The 15,737-nt window shown below is 69.9% G+C and carries 12 protein-coding genes; 9 read left to right on the top strand and 3 right to left on the bottom strand.

Annotation, left to right across the window (positions count from 1 at the left end):
• The first annotated feature begins 118 nt into the window (after positions 1–118).
• The 5 genes from ABFX55_RS37505 to ABFX55_RS37485 all read left to right on the top strand — a co-directional run bounded on the left by ABFX55_RS37505 (position 119) and on the right by ABFX55_RS37485 (position 9,469).
• Positions 119–1,351 carry a sensor histidine kinase gene (locus ABFX55_RS37505; protein ID WP_346131373.1) on the top strand — a complete coding sequence of 411 codons (1,233 nt, stop codon included), beginning with the start codon at positions 119–121 and terminating at the stop codon, positions 1,349–1,351.
• Complete coding sequence (locus tag ABFX55_RS37500) at positions 1,348–1,998, top strand: response regulator (protein WP_346127748.1); 651 nt, start codon at positions 1,348–1,350, stop codon at positions 1,996–1,998. Before ABFX55_RS37505 ends, ABFX55_RS37500 begins: the two co-directional genes overlap by 4 nt.
• A gap of 114 nt (positions 1,999–2,112) precedes the next feature.
• Complete coding sequence (locus ABFX55_RS37495) at positions 2,113–2,619, top strand: hypothetical protein (protein ID WP_346127746.1); 507 nt, start codon at positions 2,113–2,115, stop codon at positions 2,617–2,619.
• The gene (locus ABFX55_RS37490; protein ID WP_183653484.1) at positions 2,616–4,688 is read left to right on the top strand and encodes an SPFH domain-containing protein; all 2,073 of its coding nucleotides are present in this window, start codon (positions 2,616–2,618) and stop codon (positions 4,686–4,688) included. Before ABFX55_RS37495 ends, ABFX55_RS37490 begins: the two co-directional genes overlap by 4 nt.
• The gene (locus ABFX55_RS37485) at positions 4,685–9,469 is read left to right on the top strand and encodes a DNA repair ATPase (RefSeq protein WP_346127744.1); all 4,785 of its coding nucleotides are present in this window, start codon (positions 4,685–4,687) and stop codon (positions 9,467–9,469) included. The genes ABFX55_RS37490 and ABFX55_RS37485 overlap by 4 nt, the downstream gene beginning before the upstream one ends.
• 38 nt (positions 9,470–9,507) lie before the next feature.
• On the opposite strand, the gene ABFX55_RS37480 is transcribed toward ABFX55_RS37485, so the two are convergent.
• From ABFX55_RS37480 to ABFX55_RS37470, 3 genes are all read right to left on the bottom strand, one after another.
• Positions 9,508–11,121, bottom strand: a complete 1,614-nt coding sequence (locus ABFX55_RS37480; RefSeq protein WP_346127742.1) for a TlrC/CarA/OleB/SrmB family ABC-F type ribosomal protection protein — start codon at positions 11,119–11,121, stop codon at positions 9,508–9,510.
• 120 nt (positions 11,122–11,241) lie between these two features.
• Complete coding sequence (locus ABFX55_RS37475; RefSeq protein WP_346127740.1) at positions 11,242–11,685, bottom strand: MarR family winged helix-turn-helix transcriptional regulator; 444 nt, start codon at positions 11,683–11,685, stop codon at positions 11,242–11,244.
• On the bottom strand, positions 11,682–12,491 hold the full coding sequence (locus ABFX55_RS37470; protein WP_346127739.1) for a dihydrodipicolinate synthase family protein: 810 nt from the start codon (positions 12,489–12,491) through the stop codon (positions 11,682–11,684). The genes ABFX55_RS37475 and ABFX55_RS37470 overlap by 4 nt, the downstream gene beginning before the upstream one ends.
• Positions 12,492–12,563: 72 nt before the next feature.
• Here ABFX55_RS37470 and ABFX55_RS37465 point away from each other — a divergent pair, with 72 nt between their 5' ends.
• From ABFX55_RS37465 to ABFX55_RS37450, 4 genes are all read left to right on the top strand, one after another.
• A complete protein-coding gene (locus ABFX55_RS37465; RefSeq protein WP_346127738.1) occupies positions 12,564–13,448 on the top strand; it encodes a LysR family transcriptional regulator in 885 nt (294 codons plus the stop codon).
• Complete coding sequence (locus ABFX55_RS37460) at positions 13,441–14,403, top strand: polyprenyl synthetase family protein (RefSeq protein ID WP_346127736.1); 963 nt, start codon at positions 13,441–13,443, stop codon at positions 14,401–14,403. Before ABFX55_RS37465 ends, ABFX55_RS37460 begins: the two co-directional genes overlap by 8 nt.
• A gap of 68 nt (positions 14,404–14,471) precedes the next feature.
• On the top strand, positions 14,472–15,125 hold the full coding sequence (locus ABFX55_RS37455; RefSeq protein WP_346127734.1) for a hypothetical protein: 654 nt from the start codon (positions 14,472–14,474) through the stop codon (positions 15,123–15,125).
• Positions 15,125–15,724, top strand: coding sequence for a thymidylate synthase family protein (locus tag ABFX55_RS37450; protein ID WP_346127732.1), 600 nt, complete (start codon positions 15,125–15,127; stop codon positions 15,722–15,724). Before ABFX55_RS37455 ends, ABFX55_RS37450 begins: the two co-directional genes overlap by 1 nt.
• The last annotated feature ends 13 nt before the right edge of the window (positions 15,725–15,737 follow it).

The following is a 15,737-nucleotide window of genomic DNA, read 5'->3' as shown; positions in this document are numbered from 1 at the left end:
AAACCGCTCCCACCGGCGATCCGCGACTCCTCTCCGATCGCCGACGATGTCTCAGGTCGATCCGCATAACTCCGGACCAGGCTCGGAGCATCCCCAAAGAGGAGGAAGATTGGACGCTGTGTCCGATCTGCCGCAGATTGCCCGACTCAAGGAGCGCTTCCGCGCGCTGCCGCCCCTGCAGGTGGATCTTGCTCTGACCGCGTTCGTCCTGCTCATCCAGCTGTGGCCGTTCGTCGGCGAGCACTGGGACGGCAAGCCGTGGCACTGGTGGGGCTATGTGGTCGTGGTCGCGTCCGTACTCCCGCTCGTCTGGCGGCGCAGATTCCCTGTGACCAGCCTGGTGATCTCCCATCTGGCGCTCTCGCTCTACGACCTGGCCGACACCGTGCCGCCGCAGCCGATCTGGTACGGCAGCCTCATCAGCATGTACACCGTGGCCGCCTACACCTCCCGGTGGCCCAGGCTGGTAGTCCTGGTGATCTCCATCGGCGGCGGGCTGCTGCTGGTCGGCTCGTCCGAGACCGCCGTCCGCGGCACCGTCGGCGCCGTCGCCGCCTACGCGATCGGCAGGGCGACCGCGACCTCCCGCGCCTATGCCGCGGCGCTGGAGGAGCGGGCCGTACGGCTGGAGCGGGAGCGCGTGCTGGAGGCCGAACGGGCCGCCGAGCTCGAACGCGCCAGGATCGCCCGCGACATGCACGACATCCTGGCCCACGCGGTCAGCCTGATGGTCGTGCAGGCGGAGGCGGGGCCCGTGGTGGTGAAAAGCGATCCCGCCCGCGCAGAGGCCGCCTTCGACGCCATCGCCGCCGCGGGCCGCGACGCGATGGTCCAGCTGCGCCGGATGCTCGGAGCGTTGAAGGAGGAGGAGGGCCCCCGCGCTCCCCAGCCGACGGTCGCCGACCTGTCCACGCTGGTGTCCCAGCTGCCGCTGCCCGTCTCGATCGAGGCGCGCGGCATCGAGCGGGCGCTGCCGTCCGACGTCGAGGTGGCGGTCTACCGCATCGCGCAGGAGTCGTTCACCAACATCGTCAAGCACTCTGGAGCGTCGAGGGCCGAACTTCTCCTGCGGTGGGAGCCGGACGCGCTGCTGCTCGACATCACCGACGACGGCGAGGGCTCCGGGCGCCGGCTGCCCTCGGGCGGCCACGGCCTCATCGGCATCCGCGAGCGCGCCGCCGCCTGCGGTGGCACCGCGAGCGCGGGCCCCCGGGCCGACGGCCCTGGCTTTCACGTCTCGGTGCGACTCCCACTCACCCCCGTCGAAGAACCCGTTGCCCCCGCAGGACCAGCGCCCCTCGGATCATCCGTCGGGCCGACGTCTCCTGACCCTCTCAAGGAGAGCCGATGAGCATCACCGTGGTGGTCGCCGATGACCAGGAGCTGGTCCGCGGCGGATTCAGCATGATCCTCGACGCCCAGCCCGACATCGACGTGGTCGCCGAGGCCGCCGACGGGATCGAGGCGGTCGCCCTGGTGCGCGAGCACCGGCCCGACGTCCTCCTCCTCGACATCCGCATGCCCAGGATGGACGGCATCGAGGCCGCCCGCCTGGTGGGCAAGGAGACCAAGGTCCTCATGCTCACCACCTTCGACCTCGACGACTACGTCTACGACGCACTGCGGGCGGGGGCGAGCGGGTTCCTGCTGAAGGACGTGCGCAGGGACGACCTCGTCAACGCCGTCCGTGTCGTGGCGGCAGGGGAGTCGCTGCTCGCCCCCACCGTCACCAGCCGCCTGATCGCGGAGTTCACCTCGCGCCCCGCGGCGGCCTCGGTCTCGGCGGAGCGGCTCGCCGCCCTCACCGTCAGGGAGCAGGAGACGCTCGCGCTGATCGCGCGCGGCCTGTCCAACGCGGAGATCGCCGCGGAGCTGGTGGTCAGCGAGCACACGGTGAAGACACACGTCAGCAACGTCCTGACCAAGCTGGGACTGCGTGACAGGGTCCAGGCGGTCATCGTCGCCTACGAGACCGGGCTGGCCGTACCCGGGAGTTAAGCGCTTTTAAAGCGGTTTGCAACCCCTGATTGGATATATTCGCCCCACTACGGGGGCCTTTATCCGAGGGAACTGATGCCCGCTTTTGTCGACGCCGCTCTGACCTTTCCGACCGTGCTCTTCAGTTTCCTGCTCATCGTGGTCGTCGGTTACTGGATCGTGGTCATGTTCATGGGCGGTGACGTCGACCTCGACGGCGTGGAGCTGCCGCTCGGGCTCGGCGGCATCCCCGCCACGGTCGCCTTCTCGCTGTACGTCGCGCTGGCGTGGTTCGTCAGCCTCGCGGGGACGGAGCTCGCCGGCGGCGGACCGCTCGTGCTCGGCGCGGCGCTCGCGGCCGGGTGGGCGGGCACGAAGCTCCTGATCATCCCCATGCGCAGGCTCTTCCCCGACCGGCGTGAGCCCTCTCGCCACGACTTCGTCGGTCAGCGGTGCGTGGTGCGGACGGGCAGGGCGGACGCCGCCTTCGGCCAGGCCGAGGTCACCGCCCCCGACGGCTCCTCCGCCGTCGTCCAGGTCAGGACGACGGGCGGCGACGTGCTCTCTCGCGGCCAGGCCGCGCTGATCTTCGACTACGACGCAGAGGGCGAGTTCTTCTGGGTCATGGAGGACCACTCATGAGTGTCATCTCGACCGGGTTCGGCATTCTGCTCGCCGTCATCCTGATCGTCGTCATTGGTCTGATCTTCGTCATCAGCCGGCTTTTCAGAAAGGTCGAACAGGGCAAGGCGCTCATCGTCTCCAAGGTGCGCAGGGTCGATGTGACCTTCACCGGCGCCGTGGTGCTGCCCGTGCTGCACAAGGCCGAGGTCATGGACATCTCGGTGAAGACGATCGAGATCGCGCGTACCGGTGGCGAGGGCCTGATCTGCCGCGACAACATCAGGGCCGACATCCGCATCACCTTCTTCGTACGGGTCAACAAGACCATCGAGGACGTCATCAAGGTGGCGCAGGCCATCGGCACCGAGCGGGCCAGCGACGAGACGACGCTCCAGGCGCTGTTCAACGCGAAGTTCTCCGAGGCGCTCAAGACGGTCGGCAAGCAGCTCGACTTCGTCGACCTCTACACCAAGCGCGACGAGTTCCGCGACCAGATCATCCAGGTCATCGGCACCGACCTCAACGGCTACAGCCTGGAGGACGCGGCGATCGACTACCTGGAGCAGACCCCGATGGCCAAGCTCGACCCGGCCAACATCCTCGACGCCCAGGGCATCCGCAAGATCACCGAGCTGACCGCGACGGAGAACGTGCGGACCAACGAGTTCAGGCGCAGCGAGGAGAAGGAGATCACGCGCCAGAACGTCGACGCCACCGAGGCCATCCTCGAGCTGAAGCGCCGCCAGGCCGACGCCGAGATCAAGCAGAAGCGCGAGATCGAGACGATGAAGGCGCGCGAGGAGGCCGAGATCGCCCGCGTGCAGGCCGAGGAGCGGCTGCGGGCCCAGGGCGCGCACATCAAGACCGACGAGCAGCTCGGCGTACAGACCGAGAACCGCAACCGCGAGATCGCCGTGGCCGAGAAGAACCGCGAGCGGGTCATCGCCATCGAGAGCGAGCGGATCGAGAAGGACCGCATGCTGGAGGTCATCGCCCGCGAGCGGGAGACCGAGCTGTCGCGCATCGCGAAGGACAAGGAGGTCGAGACGGAGAAGCGCTCGATCGCCGAGGTCGTGCGCGAGCGGATCGCGGTGGAGAAGACGGTCGCCGAGCAGGAAGAGAACATCAAGAAGCTGCGCGCACTCGAAGAGGCCGAGCGGTTCAGGCAGACCACGATCATCCACGCCGAGGCCGAGGCTCAGGAGGGCCTGGTCAAGGACATCAAGGCCGCCGAGGCCGCGGAGGCGGCCGCCAAGCACAAGGCCCGCGAGGACGTCGTGCTGGCCGAGGCCAGGCAGCAGGCGGCCGAGCTCGACGCCAGGGCCAAGATCCGGCTGGCCGAGGGCCTGCAGGCGGAGGCCGCCGCCAAGGGGCTGGCCGACGTGCAGGTCAGGGAGCGCGGCGCGGACGCCATCGAGAGGGTCGGCCGCGCCGAGGCGATGGCGACCGCCGAGAAGCTCAAGGCCGAGGCCGAGGGCGCCAAGGCGATGGCGCTGGTCGAGGGCGACAGGCTCAAGGCGCAGGCCGAGGGCGAGCAGGCCATGGCTCTGGTCACAGGCGACAGGCTGAAGGCCGAGGCCGAGGGCCTGATCGAGAAGGCCAAGGCGATGGCCGCCATGGACGAGGCGACCAGGACGCACGAGGAGTTCCGCCTGAGGCTCGAGGCGGAGAAGGAGATCAGGCTCAAGCACATCGACGTGCACAGGCAGGTCGCCGAGTCGCAGGCGAGTGTCGTGGCGGCGGGCCTGTCCAAGGCCAACATCGACATCGTCGGCGGCGACACGATGTTCTTCGACAGGGTGGTCGGCTCGATCACGGCGGGCAAGGTCGTGGACGGGTTCGTCGAGCACTCGACGGTCACGCAGACGCTGGCCGAGCCGTACCTGAACGGGACGGCGAGCCTGACCGACGACCTGGCCAAGCTCATCGGCGGCGTCAGCAGCGAGGACGTGAAGAACCTGACGGTGTCGGCGCTGCTGATGCAGCTCATCTCGCACGGCGGGCCCGACACGGCCAAGCTGAACGAGCTGCTGGAGAGCGCGCGCAGGCTCGGGGTCGCCGAGTCGTCGGTGGCGGCGCTGCGGTGACCACGTCTCTCGAGGCCGGGACCTACGAGGTCCTGCGCAGCCGTCTCGGCGCCCAGGCCAAGCAGCTGGCCAGGGCGGCCGAGGCGGTCAACGCCGAACGGCTGAAGGTCTTCGGCGGGGCCGAGCTCCGCCTGATCGGCACCGAGCGGATCCGTACGGAGAACAACTGCGTCCCCCGCGACATCGTCTCGGTCGGCGACCTGATGCTCTTCGGCTACAACGTCTTCATCGGGCTCAAGCCCGAGACCTCCGTGGACGACGTCTTCTCCGTCCACAGGTTCGCCCGCGAAGGCGACACGTTCAGCTTCGAGGCGGGGCAGCTGGACGCGCTGGCCGATCCGACCTTCCGCAAGGACTTCTCCGAGCTCTACCGCTACTACAAGGAGACCAGGCTCCTCCAGCTCAGGCGCATGGAGGGCAAGCTGCTCGCGGTCTTCCAGACCGGCCCCTCCGACCTGCGCGTGCTCAGGTGGGCCCTCGGCCACGAGCTGAAGTACCTGGACAACAGGGGCGAGCGGGATCACGTCTTCCCGCCCTCGCACGACTTCGAGTGGACGCCGACCACCCGCGACGACCACGTGCTCGGCAGGCATCCGCACATCTCGATCCAGGACGAGGTGTTCGTCGAGACGGTCGGCGGCGACCTCACCATCAAGATCGAGAACAACACGGAGTCGGGCGAGGGCATCTACACCGAGCCCGTCACAGAGCCGCTGCAGTCGCTGGCCGACGCCGAGGTCGACCATGCGAGGATCGGCCCTCTCATCCTGCTGCGGGTCAGGCCGTACAAGGAGAGCGAGTGGCGGCACCTGGTCTTCAACACCCGCACCAAGACCGTCACCAGGCTCGACGGCATCGCGCTGGCCTGCCAGCGGCTCCCCGAGGACCAGGGGATCATCTTCCCCGGCGGCTACTACCTGTCCACAGGGGTGTCCAAGACCTTCGACACGCAGGTGGCCGACCTGGAGTTCGAGCGGGTGATCCGCTCCCCCAACGGCGAGGACGTGCTCTACGTCTTCCACGCGCGTGAGGACGGCAGGTCGCTGCTGCTGCCGTACAACGTGATCAGGAAGGAGGTCGCCAATCCGCTGCCCTGTCACGGGTACTCCCTGTTCGACGACGGGACGCTGGTGGTGTTCAGGGCGACCTCCGACGAGCCGACCAGGGTCCATCCGATGCAGGTGTGGCAGACGCCTTACGTCTCCGACACCTACGCCGCCGCCCAGCCCACGGGGACGGGGCCGCTGGAGCGGATCGGCAACGCCGAGCTGGTCAGGGGGATCTCCGACTGCCTGTCGGTCGCGCGCATGGTCGAGGAGATGGCGCCCTCTGAGGCCACCTTCGAGGCGCTGATCGCGGCGTGCACGCGGGCGTTCGACCACTACCACTGGCTCGGCGAGCACGGCCTGAGCACTCCGCTCGGCGACGTCAGGGCCACCGCCGAGCAGGTTCTCGACGAGTACGAGAACGTCGCCCAGCTCACCGCGCAGGCCGCCGACACGCTGGAGAGCGCCACCTCGCAGACCCTCGCCCTCGTACGGCAGTCAGAGACCCTCACCAGCGCCGACGCCTGGGTGTCCAGGCTGGCGTCGCTGCGCAGGGCGCAGGGCCACCTCGTGACGCTGAGGGAGGTCCGCTACATCGATCTGGCGGGCCTCGACACGCTCGGCGCGAGGGTGAGCGAGGAGCTGCGCTCCGTCGGCAGAAGGGCGGTCGAGTTCCTCCAGGGCGCCGACGCCTTCACCGGCTACCACGCCGCCGTCGCCCAGCTCGAGGCCGACGCCTCTGCCATCGCCACGGTCGCGGAGGCGGCGCCCGTCTCCGAGCGGCTGGTCGCCCAGGCCGAGGGGCTCGAGGTCGTCACGGAGGTGGTCGGCTCGCTCGACATCGCCGACGCCACGGTCCGCACCGCCATCCTCGAGCGCATCGGCGAGGTCCTCGGCGGGGTCAACCGTGCCCGCGCCGTCCTCGAAGGCCGACGCAAGGAGCTGCTCGCCACCGAGGGCAGAGCCGCCTTCGCCGCCGAGTTCGCGCTGCTCGGCCAGGCCGTGACCGGCGCGCTCGCCATGGCGGACACCCCTGAGCGCTGCGACGAGCAGCTCGGCCGGCTCATGCTCCAGCTGGAGACGCTGGAGTCCCGCTTCGGCGAGTTCGACGACTTCGCGCTCCAGCTCACCGCCAAGCGGGAGGACGTCTACGAGGCCTTCTCCGCCCGCAAGCAGACCCAGCTCGACGACAGGGCCAGGCGCGCCGACCGCATCTCCGCCTCGGCCGACCGCATCCTGACCAGCGTGACCCGCAGGGTGACCGCTCTGGCGTCGCTGGACGAGGTCAACACCTACTTCGCCACCGACCCCATGATCGCCAAGCTGCGCTCCTCGGCGGACGAGCTGCGGGCGCTCGGCGACGGCGTGCGCGCCGAGGAGCTGGAGGGCCGCATCAAGGCGGCCCAGCAGGAGGCGGGCCGCTCCCTGCGCGACCGCCTCGACCTGTTCTCCGCCGACGGCGAGACGCTCAGGCTCGGCAGGCACCGCTTCGCGGTCAACACCCAGCCCATCGACCTGACCCTCGTGCCGCACGACGGCGCCATGCACTTCTCCATCACCGGCACCGACTACCGCTCCCCCGCTCCTGCCTCCTTCGAGCAGACCAGGCCGTTCTGGTCGCAGCTGCTCGTCTCCGAGACCGCTGACGTCTACCGCGCCGAGCACCTGGCCGCCTCGCTGCTGCCCACGGTGCCGTCGGGAGCCGACCTGCCCTCGCTGGTACGGCTGGCGGCCGAAGAGCGCTACGACGAGGGCTACGAGCGCGGCGTCCACGACCACGACGCGACGGCGATCCTGGAGACCCTGCAACGCCTCCAGGAGGGCGCGGGGCTGCTGCGCTATCCCCCGTCCGCCCGCGCCGCGGCACAGTTCTTCTGGGCGTTCGGTGTGGAGGATGTTTCACGTAAAACATTGGCCACTCGGGCAGGCTCCCTGGTCAGGGCCCGCGACGCCTTCGGCAGGGTCGAGGCGCTCGACGCCTTCGGGGCCGAACTTTCGAAGGAGATCTCCCGGTTTCTTCCCGCCGACGTCTTCGGCACGCCCTCCGAGCTCGCCGCCGAGTACCTCGTCGAGGAGCTGGCGGGCAAGCCTGACGGTTTCGTCACCAGCCAGGCGGCCAGGGGCATCCTCGACAGGTTCCGGCAGACGCTGGGCCCCTCCCGCACCCGCGAGTTCGAGGAGGACCTGGCGGCGCTGGACCTGCCTGACCGCATCCAGTTGGCCCACGCGTGGCTCGGCGCCTTCGACCAGTCGGACGAGCTGCCGGAGGCGCTGGCCGTCCAGCTGTGCGACCTGCCGAGGCACGACTCCAGCGCCGCGCTCACGGCCACCGTCGAGGGTCTGCTCGGCACCCACCCGAGGATCACCGACAGGGCCCTCACGCTGCGGCTGGACGAGACTCTCGCCAGGACCAGAGCCTTCAGGGCCGAGCGGGTCCCCGCCTACCGCGCCTACCAGAAGCACCGCGGCGAGCTGGTCGCGCGGGAGCGCGACAGGCTGCGGCTGGAGGAGTACAAGCCCAAGGTCATGAGCGCCTTCGTGCGCAACCGCCTGCTCGACGAGGTCTACCTGCCGCTCATCGGCGACAACCTCGCCAAGCAGCTCGGCGCGGCGGGCGAGGGCAAGCGGACCGACCAGATGGGCCTGCTGCTGCTCATCTCGCCGCCCGGCTACGGCAAGACGACGCTCATGGAGTACGTGGCCAGCCGCCTCGGCCTGCTCTTCGTCAAGGTCAACGGCCCGGCGCTCGGCCACGAGGTCACCTCGCTCGACCCCGGCGACGCGCCCGACGCCACCGCCAGGCAGGAGGTCGAGAAGATCTCCTTCGCGCTGGAGTCGGGCAACAACACCCTGCTCTATCTCGACGACATCCAGCACACCTCGCCCGAGCTGCTGCAGAAGTTCATCTCGCTCTGCGACGCCCAGCGTCGCATCGAGGGCGTGTGGAACGGCCGCACCCGCACCTACGACCTGCGCGGCAAGCGCTTCGCGGTGTGCATGGCGGGCAACCCGTACACCGAGTCGGGCCAGCGCTTCCGCATTCCCGACATGCTCGCCAACCGCGCGGACGTGTGGAACCTCGGCGACGTGCTCTCCGGCAAGGACGACCTGTTCGCGCTCAGCTACATCGACAACGCGCTCACCTCCAACCCCGTCCTCGCCCCGCTGTCCACGCGCGACAGGGGCGACGTCGAGCTGCTGGTCCGCATCGCCAGGGGCGACTCCGACGTGCGCACCGACCAGCTCAGCCACCCCTACTCGAAGGTGGAGCTCGAGCAGATCCTCAGCGTCCTGCGCAAGCTGGTCAGGGTGCAGGAGGTGGTGCTGGCCAACAACCAGGCCTACATCGCCTCCGCCGCCCAGTCCGACGACTCGCGCACCGAGCCGCCGTTCCGGCTGCAGGGCTCCTACCGCAACATGAACAAGCTGGCCGAGCGCATCGTCCCCGTGATGAACGACGCCGAGCTCGAGCAGCTCATCGACGACCACTATCTCGGTGAGGCGCAGACCCTCACCACCGGCGCCGAGTCCAACCTGCTCAAGCTGGCCGAGCTGCGCGGCAGGCTCACGCCCGAGCAGGAGGCGCGGTGGGCCGCGGTCAAGACGGCCTACCTCAGGACCAAGGCGCTGGGAGGAGCGGAGGACGACCCGATGACGCGCGCGGTCGGGGCCATCGGGCTGCTGGCCGACCGGGTGGGCGACATCGGCCAGGCCATCCGCCATCCCGCCCGCTGATTCGGGCGGTCACCTCCGCAGAGGTGACCGCCCAGGGGTCAGGCGGCGGCGAAGGCGCCGTCGGCCAGCTCCAGGTGGGTGCCGGTGAACGAGGCCCTGATGCCGCGGTCGTGGGTGACCATGACCAGCGCGCCCGTGTAGCCCGCCAGCGCCTCCTCCAGCTGCTCGACGAGCACGGGAGACAGGTGGTTGGTGGGCTCGTCCAGCAGCATGAGGTCGGCGGGGTCGCTGACCAGGCGGGCCAGCTCGATCCGCCTGCGCTGGCCCACCGACAGCTCGCCCACCCTGGCGCCCAGGTCGGCGGGGCGGAAGAGCCCGAGCGCGACGAGGGCGTCGGCGTGCTCGTCCATCGTGCCGGGACGGCCCGCCGCGTACGCCCTGAGCACGGTGTGCGCCGGGTCGAACACCGGCTCCTCCTGCCTGAGATAGCCGATCCTGGCCGGACGCCTGATCGTGCCCGAGTCGGGAACGACCTGGCCGGCCAGCACGCGCAGGAAGGTGGTCTTGCCCGCGCCGTTCGGCCCGGTGACCAGCACCCGCTCACCTGGCTGGACGCTGAGCCACGGCACTGCCAGCCGTGATCCGACACGGACCTCGGCCAGCTCCACCACCGCCCGCGACCCCTGGGCGCCGGAGACGACGCTCGGCGTGGCCGCGAAGCGGAGCGGCTCGGGCGGCGGCGGCACCGGATTGGCGTGCAGCCACTCGACCCGCTGCTGCGACTGCCTGATGCGGCTGGCCGCCCCGTGGGCGCGGGAGCGCGCCCGCCACGTGCCGGTGCCCATGCCGGCCTTGTCCATCTTGCGAGGGATGGCGGCCATCCGGCCCGCGTTCGCCTCGACCAGTCCCGCGTGGCGAGCCAGCTCCTCCTTCCACTCCTCGTACTCCTCGGCCCACGCCGCCCTCTCGGCCGCCTTGGCCGCGAGGTAGCCGGCGTAGCCGTTGCCGTAGCGGCGCACCTTGCCGAGGTCGACCTCGAGGATGGTCGAGGTGATCCGCTCGAGGAACACCCTGTCGTGGGTGATCGCGATGACGGTCCCCCTGTGCCCGCGCAGGTGGTCCTCCAGCCAGGACACGGCGGAGTCGTCGAGGTCGTTGGTCGGCTCGTCGAGCAGCAGCAGCTCGGGCGACGAGGCGAGCGTCGCCGCCAGAGCGAGCCTCGACCGCTCGCCTCCCGAGAGAGTGCCGAGCCGCCGCGACCTGGACAGGCCCGGCAGGCCGAGCCCGTGCAGCGCGGCGTCGACCCGCGTGTCGGCGGTGTAGCCACCCCTCGCCTCGAAGCGGGCGATCAGCTCGGCGTAGGCGTCGAACCGCGAAGGAGTCAGCGAGGACTCCATCGCGCTCATCTCGGCGGCGAGCTCGCGCAGCTCGGCCAGCGCCAGGTCGATGGCGTCCTGAACGGTGGCGGAGCCAGGCAGCTCAAGGGTCTGCGGCAGGTACCCGATCCCGCCGGGGACCGACACGGTGAGCGAACCGTTGGACGGCAGCGCCCGCCCCGCCAGCAGGCGCAGCAGTGTCGACTTGCCCGACCCGTTGTCGCCGATCACCCCGACCTTCTCGCCGGGCTTGACGGTGAACGAGACCTGGTCGAGCACGACCTGGTCGGCGTAACGGTGGGAGACATGAGAAAGGGCTGTTTGGGCGGTACGCATGGAAGCGTCCTCCTGGATTCCACTATCGCGAAACGGACATGACAGCGCTCAACGCGTCGCGAGAATCACAGGGAACCCATGCCGGAGAGATTATGGGACGAACCTAAAGATGTCCAGAGATTATTCGAGCCTGGACAGCACCGTGTGGGACACCTGGGCGAGGATCCGCAGCTCGTCCTCGGTGAGCAGGTCGGTGAAGTGCCTGCGTACGGAGGCTACGTGTCCTGGAGTGGCCGCCTCGATCGAGCGCACCCCCCGGGAGGTGAGCACGATCGCCGCGCCCCTCCCGTCGTGGGCCACCTCCTGCCTGCTCACCAGCCCCCGGCCCTCCATGCGGCCGATGTGGTGGGAGAGCCTGCTCTTCGACCACCGCAGGTGCGCGGCGAGCTCGGTCAGGCGCATCCGCTGCCCCGTGGCCTCGGACAGGTTCGACAGCACGTCGAAGTCGGGCTCGGACAGCCCGGAGGCGCGCATCAGGTCACGCTGAATCTGTAAGTCGAGGAGCAGCCTCATCCGCCGATAGCCGATCCAGGCGGCGTGCTCCGTCTCGGTCAGCCGGTTCACGCGCCCCAATCTAGGGCGCGGGCGACCGACTCCGCCGTGGCGGGCACCAGCGGAAGCCGTACGTCGGGGGTGGGGATCAGGCCCTTCGCGTGCAGGACCCCCTTGAGCACGGTCGGGTTCGGCTCGGCGAACAGCGTCGCCGAGATGGCCGCGAGCCGGTGCCCGAGCGCGCGGTCCCACGAGGCCGCCATCGACACGAAGGACGAGGTATGGAGGTGCGCCGAGGCCAGGATGCCGCCTGAGGCGCCGAGCGCGAGCATCGGCGAGAGGTAGACGTCGTCGCCCGTGAGCACGGAGAACCCGGAGGGCGCCTCCCCTAGCAGCGCGACCGCGTCCTGGTCGACGGAGCCCGTGGCGTACTTCACGCCGGCGATCATCGGGTGCTCGCCGAGCCTGCGCAGGACGGAGGCGGTCAGCGGCTGGCCCGTCCTGTACGGGATGTGGTAGATCACCAGCGGCACCTGGCTCCGCTCGGCGAGGTGCTCGAAGTGGGCGATCACGCCCCGCTCACCCGGCCTGACGAAGGCGGGCACGGTCACCAGCGCGGCGGTGGCCCCCTCCACCAGCTCCAGGTCGCCCACGATCAGCTGCGCGCCGTAGGACCGCGCCGCCTCCCCGCAGATCTCGACCACGGTGCGGCGCTCGGCCGCCGACAGCGCCGACGGCTCCCCCGTCGTCCCCAGGGCCACCAGCCCCGCCGCTCCCTGGTCGAGCACCGAGGCGGCGAGCTTCTCCAGCGCGGCGTAGGCCACCGCCCCCGACTCGTCGAAGGGGGTGATCAGCGGCACGTAGATTCCCGAAAGCATGGCTCTCAGCCTGAAGGACGCGCCACCTTCAGCACCAGTTCGCGTTTCTGGTGTCACCCGTAAGCTGATCTTATGCTTGACCCGCGAAAGCTCAGGCTGCTGCGCGAACTCTCGAGACGGGGCACGATCGCCGCCGTCGCCGAGGCGCTCACCTTCACCGCCTCCGCCGTCTCCCAGCAGCTCAGCGCCCTGGAACGCGAGGCGGGCCTGCCGCTGCTCGAAAGGACCGGCCGCGCGGTCGTCCTCACCCCCGCGGGGCGCCTCCTGGTCGAGCACGCGGAGGCCGTACTGGAGAGCCTGGAACGGGCCGAGGCCGCGCTGGCCGCCACGCGGACGGGGCCCTCGGGGCCGCTGCGGATCGGCGCGTTCCCGACCGCGGCCCGCGCCCTGCTTCCCGAGGCGCTGACCCTCCTCGTGGAGGAGCATCCCGGCCTGGAGCCGATGGTCGCCGAGATCGATCCGGCCGACGTCTCCGCCGCCCTGCGCGCGGGCGCGCTGGACGTCGCGCTGGTCCACGAGTACGACTTCGTCCCGCCCGTCGTCGACGACAGCGTCGAGACCAGGCCCCTGCTGGCCGAGCCGATGTACCTGACCACCAGGAGCGCCCTAGAGGAGGCCGCGGGAGACCCGTGGATCGTCAGCACCCCCGGCACGCTCTGCCACACCATGACCGTGCGGGCCTGCCAGGCCGCGGGGTTCGAGCCGCGCGTCCGTCACCACATCGACGACTTCGACACCGTCCTGCTGCTGGCCGCCGCCGGCCAGGGCGTGGCGCTGGTGCCGAGGCTCGCCGCCACCCGCCCGCCCGCCGGCGTGCGGCTGACACAGGTGAAGATCGAGCGCCGCACCCTCATCGCCTTCAGGCGAGGGTACGGCGAGCACCCCGCGCTGAGCCCGTTCACAGCCGCTCTCAGGAAATCCACAGCACGCGCGACGCAGGCTGGAGGACATGGATGAGCTGCTGAACACCCCCGCGATCGCCCATGGCCTGCGCAGGGTCGAGACCAGGATCAGGCGCCTCGCGGGCTCCTCCGCCCTTCCCGGCATCAACACCGGCGCCGATCGGATCATCACCGCAGGAGGCAAGCGCCTGCGGCCCGCCCTGACCCTGGCCACCTCGCTGGCGTTCGGCAGGACGCCCGACCGCAGGGTGATCACCGCCGCGGCGTGCGTCGAGCTGATCCACGCCGGCTCGCTCGTCCACGACGACCTCATGGACCACGCCATGCAGCGCAGGGGCGCGCGCACGCTCAACGCCGAGCTGGGCGAGGGCAAGGCGCTGGTCATCGGCGACTTCATGCTCGCGAGGGCCGGCCTGGCCGCGATCACCTCGGTCTCCAGGCCGGTCGCCGAGGTGCTGGCCGCGACCGTGGTGGAGCTGGCGGAGGGGCAGTACCTGGAGACCACCGACCTGCACAACCCGCACCGCACGACGGAGAGCGCGCTGCGCTCGATCACCGGCAAGACCGCCGCCCTCTTCCGCGCCTCCTGCCTGGTCGCCGCCATCTGCGCCAGGGCCTCGGCGGAGGAGAGGGCCAGGATGGCCGCGTACGGCGAGCGGTTCGGCCTGATCTTCCAGATCCTCGACGACCTGCTCGACCTGACCGCGCCCGCGCACGCACTGGGCAAACCGGCGGGCAACGACCTGCGCCAGGGCCTCTACACCCTGCCCTTCCTGACCGCCATGGCCAAGGACCCGTCGATCCTGCACGACGACGTGGAGGCCACCCTCGCGGCGCTCAGGCAGACCTCGGTCGTGCCCGACACCCTGGAGTACTGCCGCGGCCTGGCCTCCGACGCGCTCGCCGCCCTCCCCTTGATCCATGACAGGGAGATCGCCACGATCATGTACGGCCTGCCCACGGCGTACATCGATCACGTGGAGCTCCAGACATTGACCAGAGCAAGTTGAGATTTGTTGGTACAAAACTCAAGACGGCGACTCATACTGGAATCAGCTGGCATTCCAGGAGCACGCTCATGCGGAAACCCCCGACGCCGCTCGAAGCGACGCATTTCCTCCAACTGGCCGCCGTCGATTTCAGCGGGATCTACGCGGTCCACCTCGCCGCCAAGGACGAGCGGCTGAAGATGACGAGGCTGGCGATGAGCCTGCTCTCGGCCCCCTTCGCCGCCACCATCGCGCTGGCCAGTACGAAGGTGGTCAACCCGGCCGACCTGACCAGGTGGGACACCGTTCCCTGGTACCTCTACGCCCTGGTCGCCGCCTTCGGCCTGCTGGCCGTGCTGCCGTTCCTGCGCCTGATCGAGGCGGTGAACGCGCACGCCAGGACGGCTCGCGCGCTCAACAACTTCAGGCTGCTCTACGTCACCCGCCTGAAAGACGAGTTCGGCTGGTCGCCGAACCTGCCCGTCGATCCGCGCTTCCCCGAGACCTACGCCCCGCTGGCGTGGCCGGGGATCAACGTGATGATGCTGTCGATCGTCAACTCCGCCTATCTGACGGTCGGCGTCACAGGGCTGAGCAAGGGCGAGCTCAACGTGCCGCTGCTGCTGATCAGCATCATGCTCGTGGCGCTCGTGCACTACTCGGTCTACTACGTGCGGTGCAATGTCACCAGGCGGCGCCGCCTTCCCCACAACCCCTACAACTTTCCCAACGTGGAGACGTGATGGACGAGCCCACCAGGTGGGCGTCTTGTGGGGAGGCGTGGATATGGCTGATGCGGCACGTGCGGGCGTCGGGCGAGCCCGCCGACGACGACCGCGGCCCGGTGCTCGAGGGCCCCGCCGTGCTGTTCGAGATCAGCGACGTGCGCTGGGACGACCCGATACTCAGGGAGTACGGCGACCCCGCCAAGCGCATGCTATACGCCCGTAAGTTCACCGAGGCCGAGGTCATCCCGCCGTTCAAGTACAGCTACGGGCAGCGCCTGACGCCTCAGATGGAATGGGCGATCAGGCTGCTGCGGGCGCGGCCGTACAGCAAGAGCGCATGGGTGTCGCTGACGCGGCCAGGCGAGCCGTACGACGCGGTGCCCTGCCTGGCGGCGGTGGCGGTCAGGATCAGGGACGGCGCGCTGGCGATGACGGCGACCTTCCGCTCGCAGAACGCCTACACCTGCTACCTGAACTACGTGCCGCTCAGAGAGGTCCAGGCCGGGATCGCGCGGGATCTCGGCCTGGACTGCGGCCCCATGCGGGTGTTCGTGGACGTGCCGCACCTGTACCTGGCCGACCTCACCCAGGTCGAGCGCATCGCGCGGTCGTGAGGCGGCCCGGTAA

This window comes from Nonomuraea roseola, assembly GCF_039535395.1.
GTDB lineage: Bacteria > Actinomycetota > Actinomycetes > Streptosporangiales > Streptosporangiaceae > Nonomuraea > Nonomuraea roseola.
The sequence above is the reverse complement of the archived record's forward strand: the minus strand, read 5'-3'. Positions and strand labels throughout refer to the sequence as shown.

Excerpts from the sequence above, each read along its gene's own strand:
- ABFX55_RS37500 (WP_346127748.1), top strand. The coding sequence starts at position 1,348 with ATGAGCATCACCGTGGTGGTCGCCGATGACCAGGAGCTGGTCCGCGGC.
- ABFX55_RS37490 (WP_183653484.1), top strand. The coding sequence starts at position 2,616 with ATGAGTGTCATCTCGACCGGGTTCGGCATTCTGCTCGCCGTCATCCTG.
- ABFX55_RS37480 (WP_346127742.1), bottom strand. The coding sequence starts at position 11,121 with ATGCGTACCGCCCAAACAGCCCTTTCTCATGTCTCCCACCGTTACGCC.
- ABFX55_RS37470 (WP_346127739.1), bottom strand. The coding sequence starts at position 12,491 with ATGCTTTCGGGAATCTACGTGCCGCTGATCACCCCCTTCGACGAGTCG.
- ABFX55_RS37465 (WP_346127738.1), top strand. The coding sequence starts at position 12,564 with ATGCTTGACCCGCGAAAGCTCAGGCTGCTGCGCGAACTCTCGAGACGG.
- ABFX55_RS37460 (WP_346127736.1), top strand. The coding sequence starts at position 13,441 with ATGGATGAGCTGCTGAACACCCCCGCGATCGCCCATGGCCTGCGCAGG.
- ABFX55_RS37455 (WP_346127734.1), top strand. The coding sequence starts at position 14,472 with ATGCGGAAACCCCCGACGCCGCTCGAAGCGACGCATTTCCTCCAACTG.
- ABFX55_RS37450 (WP_346127732.1), top strand. The coding sequence starts at position 15,125 with ATGGACGAGCCCACCAGGTGGGCGTCTTGTGGGGAGGCGTGGATATGG.